This is a genomic window from Arthrobacter sp. CAN_A212 (genome assembly GCF_015752345.1).
In the GTDB taxonomy this organism is placed as follows: Bacteria; Actinomycetota; Actinomycetes; order Actinomycetales; family Micrococcaceae; genus Arthrobacter_D.
In genome coordinates this window covers 134,522-150,290 of record NZ_JADOUT010000005.1, presented here as the reverse complement: position 1 = coordinate 150,290, position 15,769 = coordinate 134,522, and the positions used below count along the sequence as shown (strand labels likewise).

Here is a 15,769-nt window from a genome sequence, read left to right as displayed (position 1 = left end):
AATCCCCACCGCAATGTCCGCCCGATCAGCAAAAGGTTAACAACCTCCGCGCCACCAGCAACTCCCTCTACCCAACAATGTTTGTTGCTACGAGGATATGACACCAAGACGACCTGGTCTCCGACATCACCCGCACCGGCGAGTGGAGTCCGGTATGTACGTCGTGTTGGTGGGATGACGAGGTCGACGCCGGCCAGGTCGGTTCCTGGTTCACCGGGCGTAATGAGCTCCCGCACCGTTCTTGGGAGACCCGCTCACAGGTCGTCGCTGCCGATCGCGGTCGCGAGTTCGCCTGGGTGGTGGGTGGGAGCTTGGTCCGTTGGGGTTTCACTCTCATTCCAGCAAATACCGGGACGGCCCTGGGCGAGTCTTGGGAATTTCTGCCGGCCGGGATAGCCATGTTCGAGGAGAAGTATGGTGACGGGGCGTACGTTCAGATTACCGACCGCACTCAGCAGGCGCTCGATGGCATCCCGAAATCGCTTGCCGCGATAAAGCGGATCGCCGAGTCCATTGCTGCAGCTGAGGAAGCCCGGTCATGACCGGGTTACTCGGCGCGGCCAGCTGAACCCGAGTCGCAACCCAGCGAGGCTAGCCAGGTTGCTGGACCCCAAGCGGGCAGGTCAAATAGCGCTGCGAAAAACACGCCAGATATGTCTGCAGTTCACAGATACGCACGCGTATCCACCAACGAACAAGACCTCACCGCCCAACGCAACTCCCTCGTCTCACTGAATGTGCCCGAAGACCGGATCTACGTCGACCACGGACTCACCGGCACCAACCGTGAAAGACCAGAATTCGACGAAGCCCTCGCAGGTGGAATTGGCTCATACATGCGTCTCATTAGGCACTCAGACTGGGCTAGCGTCGGGATGTGGACAAACCGCGTTGCCAAGTACTTTCCTGCGCCCCAGCCACCGCGATAAGCATCTTCTGAATCAAAGATCCGAAGAATGTCAGACCTTTCGCTTATTGATCCCGGCAGTACTTCTGCCTTGAACCGAGATGAGAACCGCTAGTCCGACGCGGGGATGAGGGCGGTACCGAACCGTTCGAGCGCCTGTTCTCCCACAATGTCTCCTGGCAGCAAGGGCACTTGCAGCAGCGGGATGTCCGGCAGGGACTCGCGCAGGGTCGCCAGGTGGGCGTCTTCCAGCGTGCGTCGGTCCGCGAGGAAACCGCCGGCGTCGGAGGGTGATCGTTTGTTGACCACCAGCGCGCCCACATGGACGCCTGCGCGGACCAATTGCTGGTGCAACTCCACGGTCTCAAGCACGGGTAGCCTCTCGGCGGCGAGGACGATGGCAAAGGCGCAGCGCTGCTCGTCGACGAGGACCGTGCGCAGCGATTCGAAGCGCTCACGTCGGCGCAGGAGAATCCGTCGAATTTGCGCATCGCGCTCTTCCGCCGGCTCTGGTGACCGTTCGGTGCCCAGGATGGCCTCTGCTGCATCACGGTCTTCCAGGCCGCGCAGCGCGGCGCCGAAGCGCTCTGACCGTCCCCGACGCCGCAGCAACCCTTCGGTCCATGCAGACATGATTTCGGGAAGGGCCATCAGGCGTGCAGTGTGTCCTGACGGTGCGGTGTCAAAGACGACGAGGTCATACTCGCGGAGTCCAAGGTCTACCAGCTCTGCGATGCGCTCCAGGACCGCGGATTCGTGCGCTCCGGGGGAGTCCCGGGCGAGCTGCATGTGTTTGTCGACCTCACCGGCGAGGTGCTCGGGCATGAGCTTGCGGATGGTGGTCCCCACGGCTGCGAGGTGCGCCTCAGTGGTGGCGATCGGGTCTACTTCAATCCCATCGAGGGCGCCGGGTTTCCCCGGGCCGGCGTTGATCCCCCGTGCGAGGGAAGTGATCCGGTCCCCGACAGGGCGTTCCCAAAGGTGACCCAGGTTGTGGGCTGGGTCGGTGGAGACGACGAGCACCCGTCGGCCCGCACGGGCCTGGGCGAGCGCGACGGCGGAGGCGACGGCGGTCTTGCCCACGCCGCCCTTCCCGCCCACGAAGAGCACCCGACGGGCAGCGGCCAGGTCTAGCAGCACGAGATGTGGTCGAGTGGCGAACGTTCCATGCCCATCCGGCGGTGCCAGTCGTGAAATCGGTCATACACCACTGGCAGTAGTTCCACCGTGTAGTAGCTTGCGGGGTTGGGCACGCCCAGCGCCTCCGAGAGGACCAGCATCATGAAAAGATCCTCCTCATCCCGCTGTGCACGGGCGAACGTCCGCCGGTAGGGCGCCATGTAGAACTCGTGCAACCCGGCCCGTACATGCTCCTGTGCGGTCCGCAGCCGGTGCAGGAACATGTACGGGATCACTGTTAGGAGCGCGTCCGGGCACTGGCTCGTTCGCGCTCATCATCTTCCAGCTCCGGCGGGTTCTTCTTTGCCTGCACCATGGCGATGGCTGACTCGAAGATTACCCATACCGCGGCAATCAAGATGATCACGTCAAGCACGAGTAGCAGCCAGTTCTCGGCAGCGTAGAACTGGCCCATCTGAACGATAAGTGCGTAGACGGACATCACCAGCAGGAACAGGAGCGGCACGAGCACGGGAGTGACGGGGCGGCCCTTACGTAGGAGGATCACGGCGATCATCGATAGGGTCAGGCCTGCCAGCAACTGGTTGGTGGTGCCGAACAGCGGCCAGATCAGCATGCCGCCCGCACCGTCTGCGCCTGCGCCGAAGGTCAGGCCCATGGCGATGGCCAGCACAATCACCGTTGCCACCAACTTGTTGATAGTGACTCCCATGATGCTTGCCGCTTCCTGCACGACGAAACGCTGCAGACGGATGCCGGTGTCCATGGTGGTCGCCGCGAAGAGGACAGCCATTGTCGCGAGGATGGTGGCGCTCAGCCCTGCAGGAATACCTAGGCCGCTGTTGACGATGGCGCCGCCGCCTTCAACGAACGCGCCCACCCCACCCTGGCCGAATGCACTGTAGACCTGCTCCCAGTCCGCGATGGTGCGGAAGCCCGCCGTCGTGGCGATGATCGCACCCAGTGCCAGCAGACCCTCTCCAACGGCCCCGAAGTAGCCGACGAAGCGGGCATCCGTCTCCTTATTGAGTTGTTTGGAGGACGTGCCCGAGGAGACGATGCCGTGGAATCCAGAGATCGCTCCGCATGCAATGGTGACGAAGAGCAACGGGATGAGGCTGGGGGTGCCCTCCGGTACGGCCTCATTGAAAGCGGGAGCCACCAGGGTTGGGGCCGAGATCAGGATTGCGCCATAGAGGATGCCGAGGGCGATGAACAACTGGAGGCCGTTGATGTAGTCGCGTGGCTGCAGGAGCATCCAGACGGGCAGGACCGAGGCAACGCCGGCGTAGAGGAACAGAACCACGATCCAGAAGGAGGTGGCCGAGAGTCCGAGGATTGTCTCCGGCAGGACCACCGGGAACTGGTCCCCGATCAGGATCAGGGCGTAAAGGGCGACGACGCCCACAACGGAGACCAACGGGAGGCTCCACTTGTAGCGATAGATGGCCTGACCGATGAGGAGGGCGACGATGATCGCACCCCAGGTAGGTATGACGGCGGTAGGGGTGCTGGTAAGCAGGCCGGAGATCACCACGGCGAATGCGGCATTGACCATGAGCAGCACGAGGAAGATGATCACCAGGAAAAGGTTGCGCCCACGCGGACCAATGTATTTTCCGGAGAGCGACCCGATGGACTGGCCCTTGTGCCGGGACGATGCCCACAGTGCACCTAAGTCATGAGCGCCGGCGAAGAAGACTGTGCCGATGGTCACCCAGAGGAAGGCTGGCATCCAACCCCAGATGACGGCAATGGCGGGGCCCACGATGGGGGCAGCGCCGGCCACCGAGGTGAAGTGGTGGCCCCAGAGGACGTATTTGTTCGTGGGTACGTAATCAACCCCGTCGCTCAGCTCATGAGCAGGAGTGACAAAAGACTCCTGCAATTTGTAGATGCGACGGCCGAGGAACCGTGAGTACAAAAAATACCCAAGGGTCATCATGGCGACGCCAGTCAGCGCAAGGACGACGGAATTCATGACGCTCCGATCTAGTGGGCCCCCAGTGGGTGTGACCTAGACTATATGTATTTTTCGTCGTCGTCGCCAGAAACGTTTACCCGATACTGACGATGGTCAGCTCGGGCCAGAAACGAGGATTTTTGGCGCCGCGCCCCCTACCGAAGCCAAAGTCCCCGGAACATCCTGTTCCGGGGACTTTGCTGTGTGCTGCCCAATTGGCAGGGAAGTTACTCGTGGGTAACATAGTCGTGAGAACTACTGGACGACCAAAAGGACACCCTCATGAGCAAGCCGGTCATCGATGTAAACAACCTGCCGTACGCCGACGGCGACTTTTACTCCTTCGAGGCGCTACTGAGCCAGAAGGAACGAGACCGGCTGGACGAGGTTCGTCAGTTCCTCAACACCGAGGTGAAGCCTCACGCCACTGGATGGTGGAACGAGGCAACCTTCCCACAGCACCTCATCCCGAAGCTCGCCGAACTGGACGTCATGAGCCCCGTTCGCCGCCAGGGCTATTCCAACCTGTTCGCGGGGCTGGTGCACGCCGAATTCACGCGTGCCGACACTTCGATCGCTACCTTCATGGGCGTCCACGATGGCCTGTTCACCGGGTCAATCGAGGAGCTCGCCTCGGAGGAGCAGCAGGAAGCCTGGCTGCCGGACATCTACTCGATGAAGAAGATCGGCGCCTTCGGCCTGACCGAGCCCTTGGGCGGGTCCGACGTAGCAGGCGGCACCCGCACCACGGCCCGCCGTGAGGGTGACAACTGGATCCTCAACGGGGCGAAGCGATGGATCGGCAACGCCACCTTCTCCGACTGGGTGGTCATCTACGCACGGGACCTCGCCGACAACCAGGTCAAGGGATTCCTCGTCGACACCAAGCTCGAGGGCTACCGCGCCACCAAGATCGAAAACAAGATCGCCCTGCGCTCTGTCGAAAACGCTGACATCACTCTGGACAACCTCGTGGTCCACGATGACTTCCACCTGAAGGGTGCCAACAGCTTCAAGGACACGAACAAGGTCCTGAAGGTCACCCGTCTGTCGGTAGCCTGGCAGGCCGTGGGACAGCAGCTTGCAGCGTTCGACGTCGCCCGGCGCTACACGGTTGAACGCCACCAGTTTGGGCGTCCCCTCGCCTCCTTCCAGCTGGTCCAGCAGCAGCTGGTCGAGATGCTGGGCAACACGGTCAGCTCAATGGGCATGATGGTTCGGCTGGCCCAGCTGGAGGACGAAGGTCAGGCCAAGGACGAACAGTCGGCGCTGGCCAAGGCCTTCACCACCGCACGGATGCGGGAGACCGTTGCAATGGGGCGCAGCCTGCTCGGCGGCAACGGCATTGTGACCGACTACGAGATGGCCAAGATCTTCTCCGACGCCGAAGCCGTGTACTCCTACGAGGGAACCCACGAGATCAACACGCTCGTCACGGGCCGTTCGATTACCGGGATCGCCGCGTTCGTCTAATCCGGCGCACCCTTCGTGCCTGACCCCGGTGCCGAACCCTTGCCTAGTACAGGTGAAGGTTCGGCATCAAGGGCCATGCAACGGCAGAAGGACCGACGGTCGACGATCCGTGACGTAGTTCAACGGATTTACATACTCCCCGTCGACCCGCACACCCCAGTGCAGACAGCTCGACGGACAGTGGGAAGTGGCCGCGTGCGAATCGGATCCGTGCGAACCGGATCCGCTAGCGAGGGTGCCGAGCAGTTGCCCCTCCCGGACCACCCGACCCCGGTCCAGGATGGCATTTACCGGTTCGAAGCTGCTGAGCACCCCACCTCCGTGGTCCACCGTGACCACCGGCCGGTCCACGACCCAGCCAGCGAACACCACCCTTCCTGTCGCAGGGCTAAGTATCCGGGCCGCTTCATCCGCCGCCAGATCGACGCCCCGGTGCCCAGGCAGCCACGGCTGCTCCGGGCGATCGAACTGCCTCAAGACCACGGGGGTGGGGGAGAGCGGCCAGCTCCACGGCGGTTCATACTCCTGACCCGACGCTGCTGACGTTGCCAATGTTGTTGTTACTACTGGCACCTGCCGCTGTGCAGGAGCCGACGAACCAGTGAGTGCCAGCGCCGTGACCAGCAACGTCGCCAACAGGGCCAGCCGGTGGAGCCACGATCGCAACGTCATTCCCTCAGTGTTTCCCCGTCCGAGTAGCCGTGGGGTGCCATCGAGAGAAATGTGGGTATCCGCAGCGGGTTACGAGACCCGCCAGCGACCTACCGCCCGCCGCCTCTGGCGCGTCCCGGGTGATGTCAGCCCTGTAGTACACTCGATACAGCAGTTTGCTGCGATTCTGCGTGCCCGGAGAACATCCGGACGGGAATGGATCGCCAGCAGCTGACTACGCGTACTACGTTCCCCCGCAACCCTCATGGAAGCGAAGGGCACGGGTCCAACGGTCCGGACAATCGTCCGGTGCTGGGCCAGTGGGTGAAAACCAACGGGTACCAGGAGTGACGTTCAACCCGAACGGAACACTAGCAACCGTCAACAGGCAGAACAGGCGCTTCGCGCCCTGCCGATAGAAAGGAACGACATGCCAGTCGTTACCATGCGTCAGCTGCTCGACAGCGGCGTACATTTTGGCCACCAGACCCGTCGCTGGAACCCGAAGATGAAGCGCTTTATCTTCACCGAGCGCAACGGCATCTACATCATCGACCTGCAGCAGTCACTGTCCTACATTGACCGCGCATACGAGTTCATCAAGGCCACCGTTGCACACGGCGGGACTGTCCTCTTCGTCGGTACGAAGAAGCAGGCACAGGAAGCCATCGCCGAGCAGGCTACCCGCGTGGGCCAGCCCTACGTCAACCAGCGCTGGCTCGGTGGCATGCTCACCAACTTCCAGACCGTTTCCAAGCGCATCCAGCGCATGAAGGAGCTCGAGGAAATTGACTTCGACGATGTGGCCGGTTCCGGGCACACCAAGAAGGAACTCCTCCTCCTCCGCCGCGAACTCACCAAGCTGGAAACCAACCTCGGTGGTATCCGCAACCTGACCAAGGCTCCCTCGGTCGTGTGGATCGTTGACACGAAGAAGGAACACCTGGCCATCGACGAGGCCAAGAAGCTCGGCATCCCCGTCGTCGCGATCCTCGACACCAACTGCGATCCCGACGAAGTTGATTTCCCGATCCCCGGCAACGATGACGCCATCCGCGCCGTCCACCTGCTGACCCGCGTGGTTGCAGACGCCGTTGCAGAGGGCCTGATCGCCCGTCACAACCGCTCCGGCGGAAACGACGCCGAGGCAGCCGCTGAGCCCATGGCCGAGTGGGAGCGCGAACTGCTGGGCGATAGCTCCACCCCCGCAGCTGACGCTGCACCTGCCGAGGCAGCACCAGCAGCAGAAGAAGCACCAGCAGAAGCCGCAACCGAGGAAGCCCCAGCAGCTGAAGAAGCTCCTGCCGCAACCGAGGAAACCCCCGCAGCCGACGAAGCTCCGGCAGCAGACGACAGCAAGTAACTGGATTCGGGGGTGCGGGTGAAAATCCGCACCCCCTTCTCCATGTGCCCGGGCGTCACCGCCTGCAGGCATAGCTCTTCTTAGACACAACATACTTAGGAGTTCATATGGCGAACTACACCGCCGCCGATATCAAGGCCCTCCGCGAGCGCACCGGCGCTGGCATGATGGACGTAAAGAAAGCCCTCGACGAGGCTGACGGCGATGCCGGCAAGGCTATGGAGCTCATCCGCATCAAGGGCCTGAAGGGCGCAACCAAGCGCGAAGGCCGTTCAACCGCAGAGGGCCTCGTGGCAGCCAAGGTCGACGGCAACGTGGGCGTCATGGTTGAGGTCAACTGCGAAACCGACTTCGTGGCCAAGGCTGGCCCCTTCGTCGAGTTCTCGAACAAGGTCCTCGCCGCAGCGATCGAATCCGGCGCTTCCGACGTCGACACCCTCCTTGCGTACACGGTTGACGGCAAGCCCGTCTCCGAGCACGTCATTGAAGCTGGCGCGCTGCTGGGCGAGAAGGTAGCCATCCGCCGCCTGTCGCGCATCGAGGGCAACATTGTTGACGCTTACCTGCACAAGACCTCCAAGGATCTTCCCGCGCAGGTCGGCGTCCTGTTCGCCGTCGAGGGCGAAGGCGACGCAGCCAAGGAAGCCGCTCACGACATCGCGGTTCACATTGCTGCATACTCACCGACGTACCTCGTCCGCGACGACGTACCAGCAGAACTCGTTGAAACCGAACGGCGCATTGCCGACGAGACCGCACGCGCCGAGGGTAAGCCCGAAGCTGCACTGACCAAGATTGTCGAAGGCCGCCTGACGGGCTTCTTCAAGGAGGGTGTGCTCGTGGACCAGGCTTTCGCCAAGGACGCCAAGAAGTCGGTCGCGCAGGTGCTGACCGAAGCCAACGCCAAGCCAAGTGCATTCGCCCGGTTCCGGGTCGGAGCCTAGGTCCGGATAGGCCAGGCAGGTAGTTGAATGAAGGGGTGGTCACCACGGTGACCACCCCTTTTTCCTGCCCTGGCTTCTCGCCAGCGTTTCCCGCGGGGGAGCATTGCCTGCGCCCCCGCAACGTATTCTTTTAGCAACAACCCCACAATTGCCCTGGGAGGCACAATGGACAACCTTGATATGGGCACTCATGACCAGCCAAACCGCCGTCGGGTGCTGCTGAAGCTTTCCGGTGAGGTGTTCGGCGGCGGAAAGCTGGGAGTCGATCCGGAAACCGTACGTTCAGTGGCCAAGCAGATCGCCGCAACGGTCGGGCAGGTCGAAGTGGCCATCGTGGTCGGTGGAGGCAACTTCTTCCGGGGCGCTGAACTGTCGCAAAGCGGGATGGACCGCTCACGCGCCGACTATATGGGCATGCTGGGCACCGTGATGAACTGCCTCGCCCTCCAGGACTTCCTGGAGCAGGCGGGGGTGGAAACCCGGGTACAGAGCGCCATCACCATGGGGCAGGTCGCTGAGGCTTATATTCCGCGCCGGGCCATTCGCCATCTGGAGAAGGGCCGCGTCGTGATCTTCGGTGCCGGTGCCGGCCTGCCGTACTTCTCCACCGACACGGTTGCCGCCCAGCGTGCCCTGGAGGTGCACGCTGACCTGGTGCTCATGGCCAAGAGCGGGGTCGACGGCGTCTACACCGCGGACCCGCACAAGGACCCGACCGCCAAGAAGCTCGAGACCCTCTCCTACGATGAGGCACTCCGCCAGGACATCCGGGTCATGGATCAGACGGCCATGACCATGTGCAAGGACAACGACCTGTCGATGGTCGTCTTCGGCATGGAGGGCGAGGGGAATGTGACCCGGGCGATCCTCGGTGAAAAAATCGGCACCGTCGTCACCACATAGGCGCCCGGCCGCCCTGCCTGCCCTTCCCGGGCGGTCCATGTGAACTAGGATTGAAAACTGAACCGGACAACGCGCGGCTGTAGCCCAGTCGGCGAACAGCTTAGGAGCTACAGTGATCGACGAGACATTGCAAGAGGCCACCCTGAAAATGGACAAGGCTGTGGAAGCGGCGAAAGAGGACTTCGCGACGATCCGCACCGGACGCGCCAACGCCTCGTTGTTCTCCAAAGTCATGGTGAACTACTACGGGGCCCCGACACCGCTCCAGCAGCTGGCCTCATTCCAGAACCCCGAGGCACGGACCCTCCTGATTACCCCCTTCGACCGGGCGGCATTGAACGACATCGAGCGGGCGCTGCGCGACTCCGACGTCGGCGCCAACCCCTCCAACGACGGCAACATCATCCGGGTGGTTCTCCCCGAGCTGACCGAAGAGCGCCGCAAAGAGTACGTCAAGCTGGTCAAGACCAAGGCCGAAGACGCCAAGATTGCGATCCGTAACATCCGCCGCAAGGCCAAGGACGGGATCGACAAGTCAGTGAAGGACGGCGACGCCGGCGAGGACGAGGGGGCACGCGGCGAAAAGGAACTGGATCAGCGCACCAAGTCCCACACCGACATGATTGACGAACTGCTCAAGCGCAAGGAAACCGAGCTGCTTGAGGTCTAATGAGCGACACCCACCACTCCGCTAACACTGGCGGCCCGCCCGCTCCTCAGGTGAAGGCAGGGTCCACAGCAGGCGAGGCGACCCCTGATCACGGGGATGCGTCCGAACCTGACCCGACGGAGCCCGCGGTTGGTGGCCAGCCCGACGCCGGCCCACCGACTGGAGGGCGCGGCTGGCGAGCCCCCGGCACCCGTCAGATCCGACGCCGGACGGGCCGCAAAAAAACGGGCCAGCCGAAGGCGCCCTCGCGGGCCGGGAGGAACCTGCCAGCTGCTACGGCAGTTGGTGTTGCCCTGCTCGGTTCAGTGCTGGGAGGAATTCTCTACCTGCCGCTAGCCTTCGTCGCGATCACCACGGCGTTCGCGCTGGTCGGGGTCTGGGAGGTGTCCCGGGCTCTTGAGGTACGCCAGATCCGGTTGCCGCTGGCCCCCACCATCGGCGCGACCATCGCGCTGCCCTTCGCCGCGTACCTGGGCGGCCCGGAGGCCCTGGCCTACGCCGTCGTCTTCTCCACCACCATCCTTGCGCTGTGGCGGAGTCTCGACCCTACCCCCGACGCCGCCCGATCCATCATGGCCGGGGTCTTCGTGGTGCTCTGGGTGCCGCTGCTCCTCAGTTTCGCGATGCTCCTGCTCCAGGAACCCTCCGGCAAGCTGCTGGTGGCGACCCTGCTCCTGCTGGTGGTTGCCAACGACACGTTCGGCTACCTGGTCGGTGCTTTCTTCGGCAAACACGCGATGGCGCCCAAGATCAGCCCCAAGAAATCCTGGGAAGGCTTCGCCGGATCCGTGGGCGGTGCCGTCGTGGTGGGTATGATCGCCGCCGTCTTCCTGCTGGACCGGCCCTGGTGGTTCGGTCTGATCCTGGCCGTGGCCACGGTGTCCGCAGCGACGGCCGGTGATCTCGCCGAGTCAATGATCAAGCGCGAGCTCGGAGTCAAGGACATGGGCAACATCCTGCCCGGACACGGGGGAATGATGGATCGGCTCGACTCAATCGTGTTTGCCTCCCCGGTTGCCTTCGTGCTGTCGGTTACATTGGTACCGGGTTTCCTCTAACCCAGGGTCGAGAACTTATGAAGGATTCAGAACACCATGGACGAAGCTCGCCAGGGCAGCTCTCCCTTCGCTCGGGTGGGGCGCCGGCAGTACGGGTACAACCTGCGGCAGGTGGACGGCTTCCTGACCCGCACACGGGAGTACTACAACACTGAGGACCCGGCACACGGCCCTGTCACCAGCGCCGACGTCCGCTCCATGGCGTTCGATCCGGCCAAGGGTGGCTACGAGCCCCAGGCCGTTGACGCAGCCCTGGACAGGCTCGAGGACGTTTTCGCGCAGCGGGAGCGGGACCGGGTCATCGAATCCCACGGCGAGGACGCCTGGCTGATGCAGATCGGCCGGTCCGCGGCCGTCCTGCGGGGCAGGTTGCACCGCCCGGCTGGCGACAGGTTCAGGCGGCCCACCAAGAAGAAGACTGCCAGCTACAACGTTGACGACGTCGACGCCCTTTGCGACCGGCTGCGCGGCTACTTCGAAAACGATGTCCCCCTGAGCGTTGACGTCGTCAGGCGCGCCGTCTTCCGGGAGGCGAAGGGCGCCGAAGGCTACGAGGAAAGCCAGGTCGACGCGTTCATGGACCGCGTGGTCGGCCTGATGGCCGCGATCGACTAGATCGGTCTCATCCGGGCGGTTGCACCGGTTCGGGAGTGTGCAACCGGGCGAGGACCCGTGACACGCTTCCCGGAGTCCTGGCAGCAGTGAGCCGGGAGACGATGATGGTCACTGCAAACGCCGCCGGCACCGTCCATAGCGCGGGCTGCTCCAGCCACTCATAGCGGGCAGACTCATCGCCCAGGGCGGCCGCGGTAAGGATTGATCCACCGCACAGCACCGCGCCGGCGAGCATGCCGGAGACTGCCCCCACATCGGTGAGCCCGCGCCACCAGATCCCGAGCAGCAGCAGCGGGCAGATGGTCGATGCCGTGAAGGCGAACACCATGCTGACGCTTCCCGCCAGGGCCAGTGTATTGGTCGCCAGAGCCAGGAGCAGCGGGATCGCCGCAGAAATGACAGCCGCCAGCCGGAACCCCTTGACGCTGCCCTGAAAGAATTCCTGGCTGACCACCCCGGCGAGGGAGACCACCAACCCACTCGTTGTCGACAGGAACGCCGCGAAGGCACCAGCGGTGACCAGGGCCGACAGCAGGTCACCGGCGGTTCCCTCGAAGATCCGGCTTGGCAACAGCAGTACCGTCGCGTCGGCGGCGCCGTCGGCCGCCAGATCCGGGGTGTAGATCCGCCCGAGGATCCCGTACATCGTGGGGAACAGGTAGAACACCGACAAAAGCCCCAGCACGATCAGGGTGGTTCGGCGCGCAGATGCTCCGTCCGGATTGGTGTAGAAACGCACCAGCACGTGTGGCAGACCGAGGGTCCCGAAGAGCAGTGCGATGACCAACGAGATGTTGCGGTACAGCGAGGCGTCGCCGCCGAGGTTCAGTTCGGCCGCGAACACCGCACCGGAGTCGGTGATCGGGCTGCCGTCGGCGGTCAGCCGCAGCAGGATGAACACTATCGGCACCGCTAGTGCAGTGAGTTTGAGCCAGTACTGGAAGGCCTGGACAAAGGTGATGGAGCGCATCCCTCCGGTGACAACGCTCAGGCACACCACGACGACCACCGCGACGGCGCCCACCCATGGCGGCAGGCCCGTGGTGATCTGGACGGTGAGGGCCGCGCCGTGCAGTTGCGGCACGATGTACAGCCAGCCGACGACGACGACAAGGAGGCTGGTCACGCGCCTGACCATCAACGATTCCAGGCGGGCCTCGGCGAAGTCGGGGATCGTGTACGCACCGGACCGGCGCAGGGGAGCGGCAACGAAGAGCAGCAGCATCAGGTATCCGGCGGTGTAACCGATCGGGAACCAGAGGGCGTCGACGCCGGAGATCAGGATCAGTCCGGCCACGCCGAGGAAGCTCGCCGCCGACAGATATTCGCCGCCGATCGCCGACGCATTCCACCAGGGGCGAACCGTGCGGGAGGCGACATAGAAGTCACCGGTGGTCCGCGAGATCCGCAACCCGTAGATCCCGATCAGCACGGTGCTCAGCGAAACCAGGGTCAACGCAACATAGCCGACCACCGGATTGAGTTCGGCGTTCACAACCTACTCCTCATCGACCAGGTCCCTGAAGCGCATCTCGTTGCGGGACGCACTGCGCACATAGAGGGCAGCGCAGCTGATGACCAGCGGGTATACCCCCACCCCCAGCAGCAGCCAGGGCACCGGTACCGTAAAGACTGACAGGTCGCCGATCTGCGGGAAAACGGCCAGCAGCAACGGAATGCTGATCAGGATGACCAGGAAACCCGACGCCACCACGACGGCCAGCCGGAACTGCGAGCGGATCAGCGACCTGACAAACAGTTCTCCCACCTCCGATTGCTCGGCCATTTCCCGGGTCACCGGGTAGGAGCCGGGGTGCAGCCGGGCTGCGCTACGCGGCGCCGTCACCCGGACCCGCTGGGGTGGACCCTCAGCGGGGTTCACGGGGTCCACCTCACTGCTGCCGGGGCCGGAGGCGGGTCGCTTCAAGCTTGTCCCGCACCACGGGCAGATGCCGGCGGCTGACAGGAAGCTCGGCGTCGCCCACCAGCAGGGACGCCCGGCCGGCACCAATCTTGACCTGCTGGACCTGGTTCATCGCCACCAGATAGGAGCGGTGGATGCGCAGGAAGCCCGCCTCGGCCCACTGGTGTTCCAGGTCGTTCAGGGGAATCCGGATCAGGTAGCTCGACTCGGCGGTGTGCAGCCGGGCGTAGTCACCCTGTGCCTGGACATAGCGGACCTCGTCTCGTCTGATCATCCGGCTGATGCCGCCCTGGTCAACGGTGATCACGTCGGGTGCGGCGGCGGTGCCATCCTTGCCCGCCTCGATAAGTTCGCAAATCCGCCGCACCGATTCGGCGAGGCGTTCCATCCGGACCGGCTTGAGCAGGTAGTCGACCGCACGGAGGTCGAACGCCTCCAGTGCCCTGTCCTCGTCGGCGGTTACGAAGACGACGGCGGGCGGCCGGCTGAACCGCGAGATCACCCGGGCAATGTCCAGGCCCGAGAGGGCAGGCATGTGGATGTCCAGGAACAGGGCATCAACGTCGTGGGTCTCCAGAGCGCGCAGCGCCTCGGCGCCGCTCGACGCGCGGTGGATGGTACCGATCCGGGCATCCTTGGCGAGCAGAAAAGCCAGTTCCTCGACTGCGGGGAGCTCATCGTCGGCGATGACAACATTGACCATGCGCTCCAGATTACGCGTCCCACCGGCCCACCGGGTGACCGACGTGCTCAGGTGTGGTGGTCGGGTTGCGACTTCGGGATCCGCAGGGTGATCATGGTTCCCGCACCGACCGCTGTGTCGATAGTGAGCCCGTGGTCCTCGCCGTAGACCTGGCGCAGCCGCTGATCCACGTTCCGCAGACCCACGTGCACCCCTTCGGTACGCCCGGCCAGGACCGAACGCAGATAGTCGGGGTCGATCCCCACGCCGTCGTCCTCGATGGTGACCTCGGCGAACGCGCCGGCGTCGTGGGCAGTGATGGTGATGTGGCCCCTCCCATCAGTGGATTCCAGACCATGGCGGACCGCGTTCTCCACCAGGGGTTGCAGGCTGAGGAAAGGAATCACTGTGCTCAACACCTCGGGGCCAATCTCCAGGCTGACCTTCAGCCGGTCCCCGAACCGAGCCCGCTCCAACAGCAGGTACCGGTCGATCGACTTCAGTTCCTCGGCAACCGTGGTGAAGTCGCCGTGCCGCCGGAAGGAGTACCTGGTGAAATCGGCGAACTCCACCACCAGCTCCCGGGCTCGGGTCGGATCGGTGTTGATGAAGGACGCGATGGCGTTCAGGGAGTTGTAGATGAAGTGGGGGCTGATCTGGGCGCGCAGTGCGCGTACCTCAGCTTCCATCAGTAGTGTCCTGGAGGAGTCGAGCTCGGCGAGCTCCACCTGGGTGGACACCCAGCCGGCCACTTCATTGGCGGCACGCACCAGCCCCGCATTCACATAGGGCGCGAACGCACCCACGGTGCCCACCACCCGGTTGTCGACCCGGATGGGTGAGATCACCAGCTGTCCGTCGCCGGGGACCGCGCCGGGGTCGCCAAGCTGGGCCTCCCTGAAAATCTGGGTGCGGCCGCTGGCGAGCACCTGCTGCACCAGCTCCATGATCTGGGCGGGCTGCTCCCGGCCGCCGTCCCAGGCGAGTACCGCATTCTCGTCGGTCATCAGGAGGGTGTCACACCGCAGGAGGCTCCGCAGATGCTTGCTGGCCTTTGACGCCCCGGCGGCGGTCAGGCCGGCACGGAGATGCTCCGAGGCGAGCGCCGCAGTATGGAGGGTGGCGTAGGTGGCACGGTCGGCGTCGGATCCTAGATCGCGGTAGGACCGGGAGAGTTTGAATCCCAGGCCCGCGACCACCGCGATCGTGAGGACAACAATGGCGCCCACCAGGGCGGTGTCGACGGCGGTGCTGAACATTGCTCTACAGTAGCCGTCGGCGGCGCTCCCCAGCGGCTCCTGGGGCTTCCATTCGCCGCAGGAGGTGGCCGCTCACCGCAAGTGAGTGTTCACTGGGCGATGAGCGGTCCTGCGGTATTGGAGAACTGCGCCCGGAGGGCCCATGGTGATGGGAGTCACACCTTTACGCGACCGATGCAACTCCTGGACCCTTCGGAGTCGGCCTGGCGCGGAAGAC

The 15,769-nt window shown here is 63.9% G+C and carries 16 protein-coding genes and 2 pseudogenes; 10 read left to right on the top strand and 8 right to left on the bottom strand.

Translation table 11 applies throughout. The annotated features are described in order from the left end of the window. Positions 1 to 113 precede the first annotated feature (113 nt). The 3 genes and pseudogenes from IWX64_RS16975 to IWX64_RS06635 all read left to right on the top strand — a co-directional run. Positions 114 to 374 (top strand): annotated as a pseudogene (locus tag IWX64_RS16975) (SRPBCC family protein); the annotation flags it as partial. Positions 375 to 398: 24 nt separating this feature from the next. Further along, positions 399 to 542, top strand: coding sequence for a hypothetical protein (locus tag IWX64_RS16970; protein WP_245345705.1), 144 nt, complete (start codon positions 399 to 401; stop codon positions 540 to 542). A 111-nt stretch (positions 543 to 653) separates the two neighbouring features. Beyond that, a pseudogene (locus IWX64_RS06635) lies at positions 654 to 818 on the top strand (recombinase family protein); the annotation flags it as partial. 200 nt (positions 819 to 1,018) lie between these two features. Here the strand turns inward: IWX64_RS06635 and IWX64_RS06630 are convergent. The 3 genes from IWX64_RS06630 to IWX64_RS06620 are packed head-to-tail and all read right to left on the bottom strand — an operon-like array spanning position 1,019 to position 4,028. Next, the gene (locus tag IWX64_RS06630; protein WP_196866357.1) at positions 1,019 to 2,047 is read right to left on the bottom strand and encodes an ArsA family ATPase; all 1,029 of its coding nucleotides are present in this window, start codon (positions 2,045 to 2,047) and stop codon (positions 1,019 to 1,021) included. Then, on the bottom strand, positions 2,038 to 2,310 hold the full coding sequence (locus IWX64_RS06625; RefSeq protein WP_196866356.1) for a cory-CC-star protein: 273 nt from the start codon (positions 2,308 to 2,310) through the stop codon (positions 2,038 to 2,040). Before IWX64_RS06625 ends, IWX64_RS06630 begins: the two co-directional genes overlap by 10 nt. A gap of 14 nt (positions 2,311 to 2,324) precedes the next feature. Next, complete coding sequence (locus IWX64_RS06620; RefSeq protein WP_196866355.1) at positions 2,325 to 4,028, bottom strand: carbon starvation CstA family protein; 1,704 nt, start codon at positions 4,026 to 4,028, stop codon at positions 2,325 to 2,327. A 264-nt stretch (positions 4,029 to 4,292) separates the two neighbouring features. Between IWX64_RS06620 and IWX64_RS06615 the strand changes: the two genes are divergently transcribed. Further along, a complete protein-coding gene (locus IWX64_RS06615) occupies positions 4,293 to 5,483 on the top strand; it encodes an acyl-CoA dehydrogenase family protein (protein WP_196866354.1) in 1,191 nt (396 codons plus the stop codon). Positions 5,484 to 5,549: 66 nt separating this feature from the next. Here the strand turns inward: IWX64_RS06615 and IWX64_RS06610 are convergent, their stop codons facing one another. Then, a complete protein-coding gene (locus tag IWX64_RS06610) occupies positions 5,550 to 6,155 on the bottom strand; it encodes a murein hydrolase activator EnvC family protein (RefSeq protein ID WP_196866353.1) in 606 nt (201 codons plus the stop codon). 409 nt (positions 6,156 to 6,564) lie between these two features. Here IWX64_RS06610 and rpsB point away from each other — a divergent pair, with 409 nt between their 5' ends. From rpsB to IWX64_RS06580, 6 genes are all read left to right on the top strand, one after another. Further along, positions 6,565 to 7,497 (top strand): 30S ribosomal protein S2, encoded by a 933-nt coding sequence (gene rpsB, locus IWX64_RS06605; protein WP_196866352.1) that lies wholly within the window; start codon positions 6,565 to 6,567, stop codon positions 7,495 to 7,497. 107 nt (positions 7,498 to 7,604) lie between these two features. Beyond that, positions 7,605 to 8,441, top strand: coding sequence for a translation elongation factor Ts (tsf, locus tag IWX64_RS06600; RefSeq protein ID WP_171586280.1), 837 nt, complete (start codon positions 7,605 to 7,607; stop codon positions 8,439 to 8,441). A gap of 165 nt (positions 8,442 to 8,606) precedes the next feature. After that, positions 8,607 to 9,344, top strand: a complete 738-nt coding sequence (gene pyrH, locus IWX64_RS06595) for a UMP kinase (protein WP_196866351.1) — start codon at positions 8,607 to 8,609, stop codon at positions 9,342 to 9,344. A gap of 112 nt (positions 9,345 to 9,456) precedes the next feature. Beyond that, positions 9,457 to 10,014, top strand: a complete 558-nt coding sequence (frr, locus tag IWX64_RS06590) for a ribosome recycling factor (RefSeq protein ID WP_196866350.1) — start codon at positions 9,457 to 9,459, stop codon at positions 10,012 to 10,014. Beyond that, positions 10,014 to 11,072 (top strand): phosphatidate cytidylyltransferase, encoded by a 1,059-nt coding sequence (locus IWX64_RS06585; RefSeq protein WP_245345704.1) that lies wholly within the window; start codon positions 10,014 to 10,016, stop codon positions 11,070 to 11,072. Before frr ends, IWX64_RS06585 begins: the two co-directional genes overlap by 1 nt. 36 nt (positions 11,073 to 11,108) lie before the next feature. Further along, entirely contained in the window at positions 11,109 to 11,687 is a 579-nt protein-coding gene (locus IWX64_RS06580) for a DivIVA domain-containing protein (RefSeq protein WP_196866349.1), read from the top strand. Between the two features lie 7 nt (positions 11,688 to 11,694). Here the strand turns inward: IWX64_RS06580 and IWX64_RS06575 are convergent, their stop codons facing one another. From IWX64_RS06575 to IWX64_RS06560, 4 genes are read right to left on the bottom strand one after another with little or no spacing between them, the layout of a single operon-like run. Beyond that, on the bottom strand, positions 11,695 to 13,182 hold the full coding sequence (locus tag IWX64_RS06575; RefSeq protein WP_196866348.1) for a sodium/solute symporter: 1,488 nt from the start codon (positions 13,180 to 13,182) through the stop codon (positions 11,695 to 11,697). A gap of 3 nt (positions 13,183 to 13,185) precedes the next feature. Beyond that, positions 13,186 to 13,569 carry a hypothetical protein gene (locus IWX64_RS06570; protein WP_312884038.1) on the bottom strand — a complete coding sequence of 128 codons (384 nt, stop codon included), beginning with the start codon at positions 13,567 to 13,569 and terminating at the stop codon, positions 13,186 to 13,188. 10 nt (positions 13,570 to 13,579) lie between these two features. After that, on the bottom strand, positions 13,580 to 14,314 hold the full coding sequence (locus IWX64_RS06565; protein WP_196866347.1) for a LytR/AlgR family response regulator transcription factor: 735 nt from the start codon (positions 14,312 to 14,314) through the stop codon (positions 13,580 to 13,582). 47 nt (positions 14,315 to 14,361) lie between these two features. Further along, on the bottom strand, positions 14,362 to 15,552 hold the full coding sequence (locus IWX64_RS06560) for a sensor histidine kinase (RefSeq protein WP_196866346.1): 1,191 nt from the start codon (positions 15,550 to 15,552) through the stop codon (positions 14,362 to 14,364). Positions 15,553 to 15,769 lie beyond the last annotated feature (217 nt).

Coding starts and splice junctions, on each gene's coding strand:
- rpsB (WP_196866352.1), top strand. CDS start 6,565: ATGCCAGTCGTTACCATGCGTCAGCTGCTCGACAGCGGCGTACATTTT.
- IWX64_RS06585 (WP_245345704.1), top strand. CDS start 10,014: ATGAGCGACACCCACCACTCCGCTAACACTGGCGGCCCGCCCGCTCCT.
- IWX64_RS06565 (WP_196866347.1), bottom strand. CDS start 14,314: ATGGTCAATGTTGTCATCGCCGACGATGAGCTCCCCGCAGTCGAGGAA.
- IWX64_RS06620 (WP_196866355.1), bottom strand. CDS start 4,028: ATGAATTCCGTCGTCCTTGCGCTGACTGGCGTCGCCATGATGACCCTT.
- pyrH (WP_196866351.1), top strand. CDS start 8,607: ATGGACAACCTTGATATGGGCACTCATGACCAGCCAAACCGCCGTCGG.
- tsf (WP_171586280.1), top strand. CDS start 7,605: ATGGCGAACTACACCGCCGCCGATATCAAGGCCCTCCGCGAGCGCACC.
- IWX64_RS16970 (WP_245345705.1), top strand. CDS start 399: ATGTTCGAGGAGAAGTATGGTGACGGGGCGTACGTTCAGATTACCGAC.
- IWX64_RS06610 (WP_196866353.1), bottom strand. CDS start 6,155: ATGACGTTGCGATCGTGGCTCCACCGGCTGGCCCTGTTGGCGACGTTG.
- IWX64_RS06625 (WP_196866356.1), bottom strand. CDS start 2,310: ATGTTCCTGCACCGGCTGCGGACCGCACAGGAGCATGTACGGGCCGGG.
- IWX64_RS06560 (WP_196866346.1), bottom strand. CDS start 15,552: ATGTTCAGCACCGCCGTCGACACCGCCCTGGTGGGCGCCATTGTTGTC.
- IWX64_RS06580 (WP_196866349.1), top strand. CDS start 11,109: ATGGACGAAGCTCGCCAGGGCAGCTCTCCCTTCGCTCGGGTGGGGCGC.
- IWX64_RS06615 (WP_196866354.1), top strand. CDS start 4,293: ATGAGCAAGCCGGTCATCGATGTAAACAACCTGCCGTACGCCGACGGC.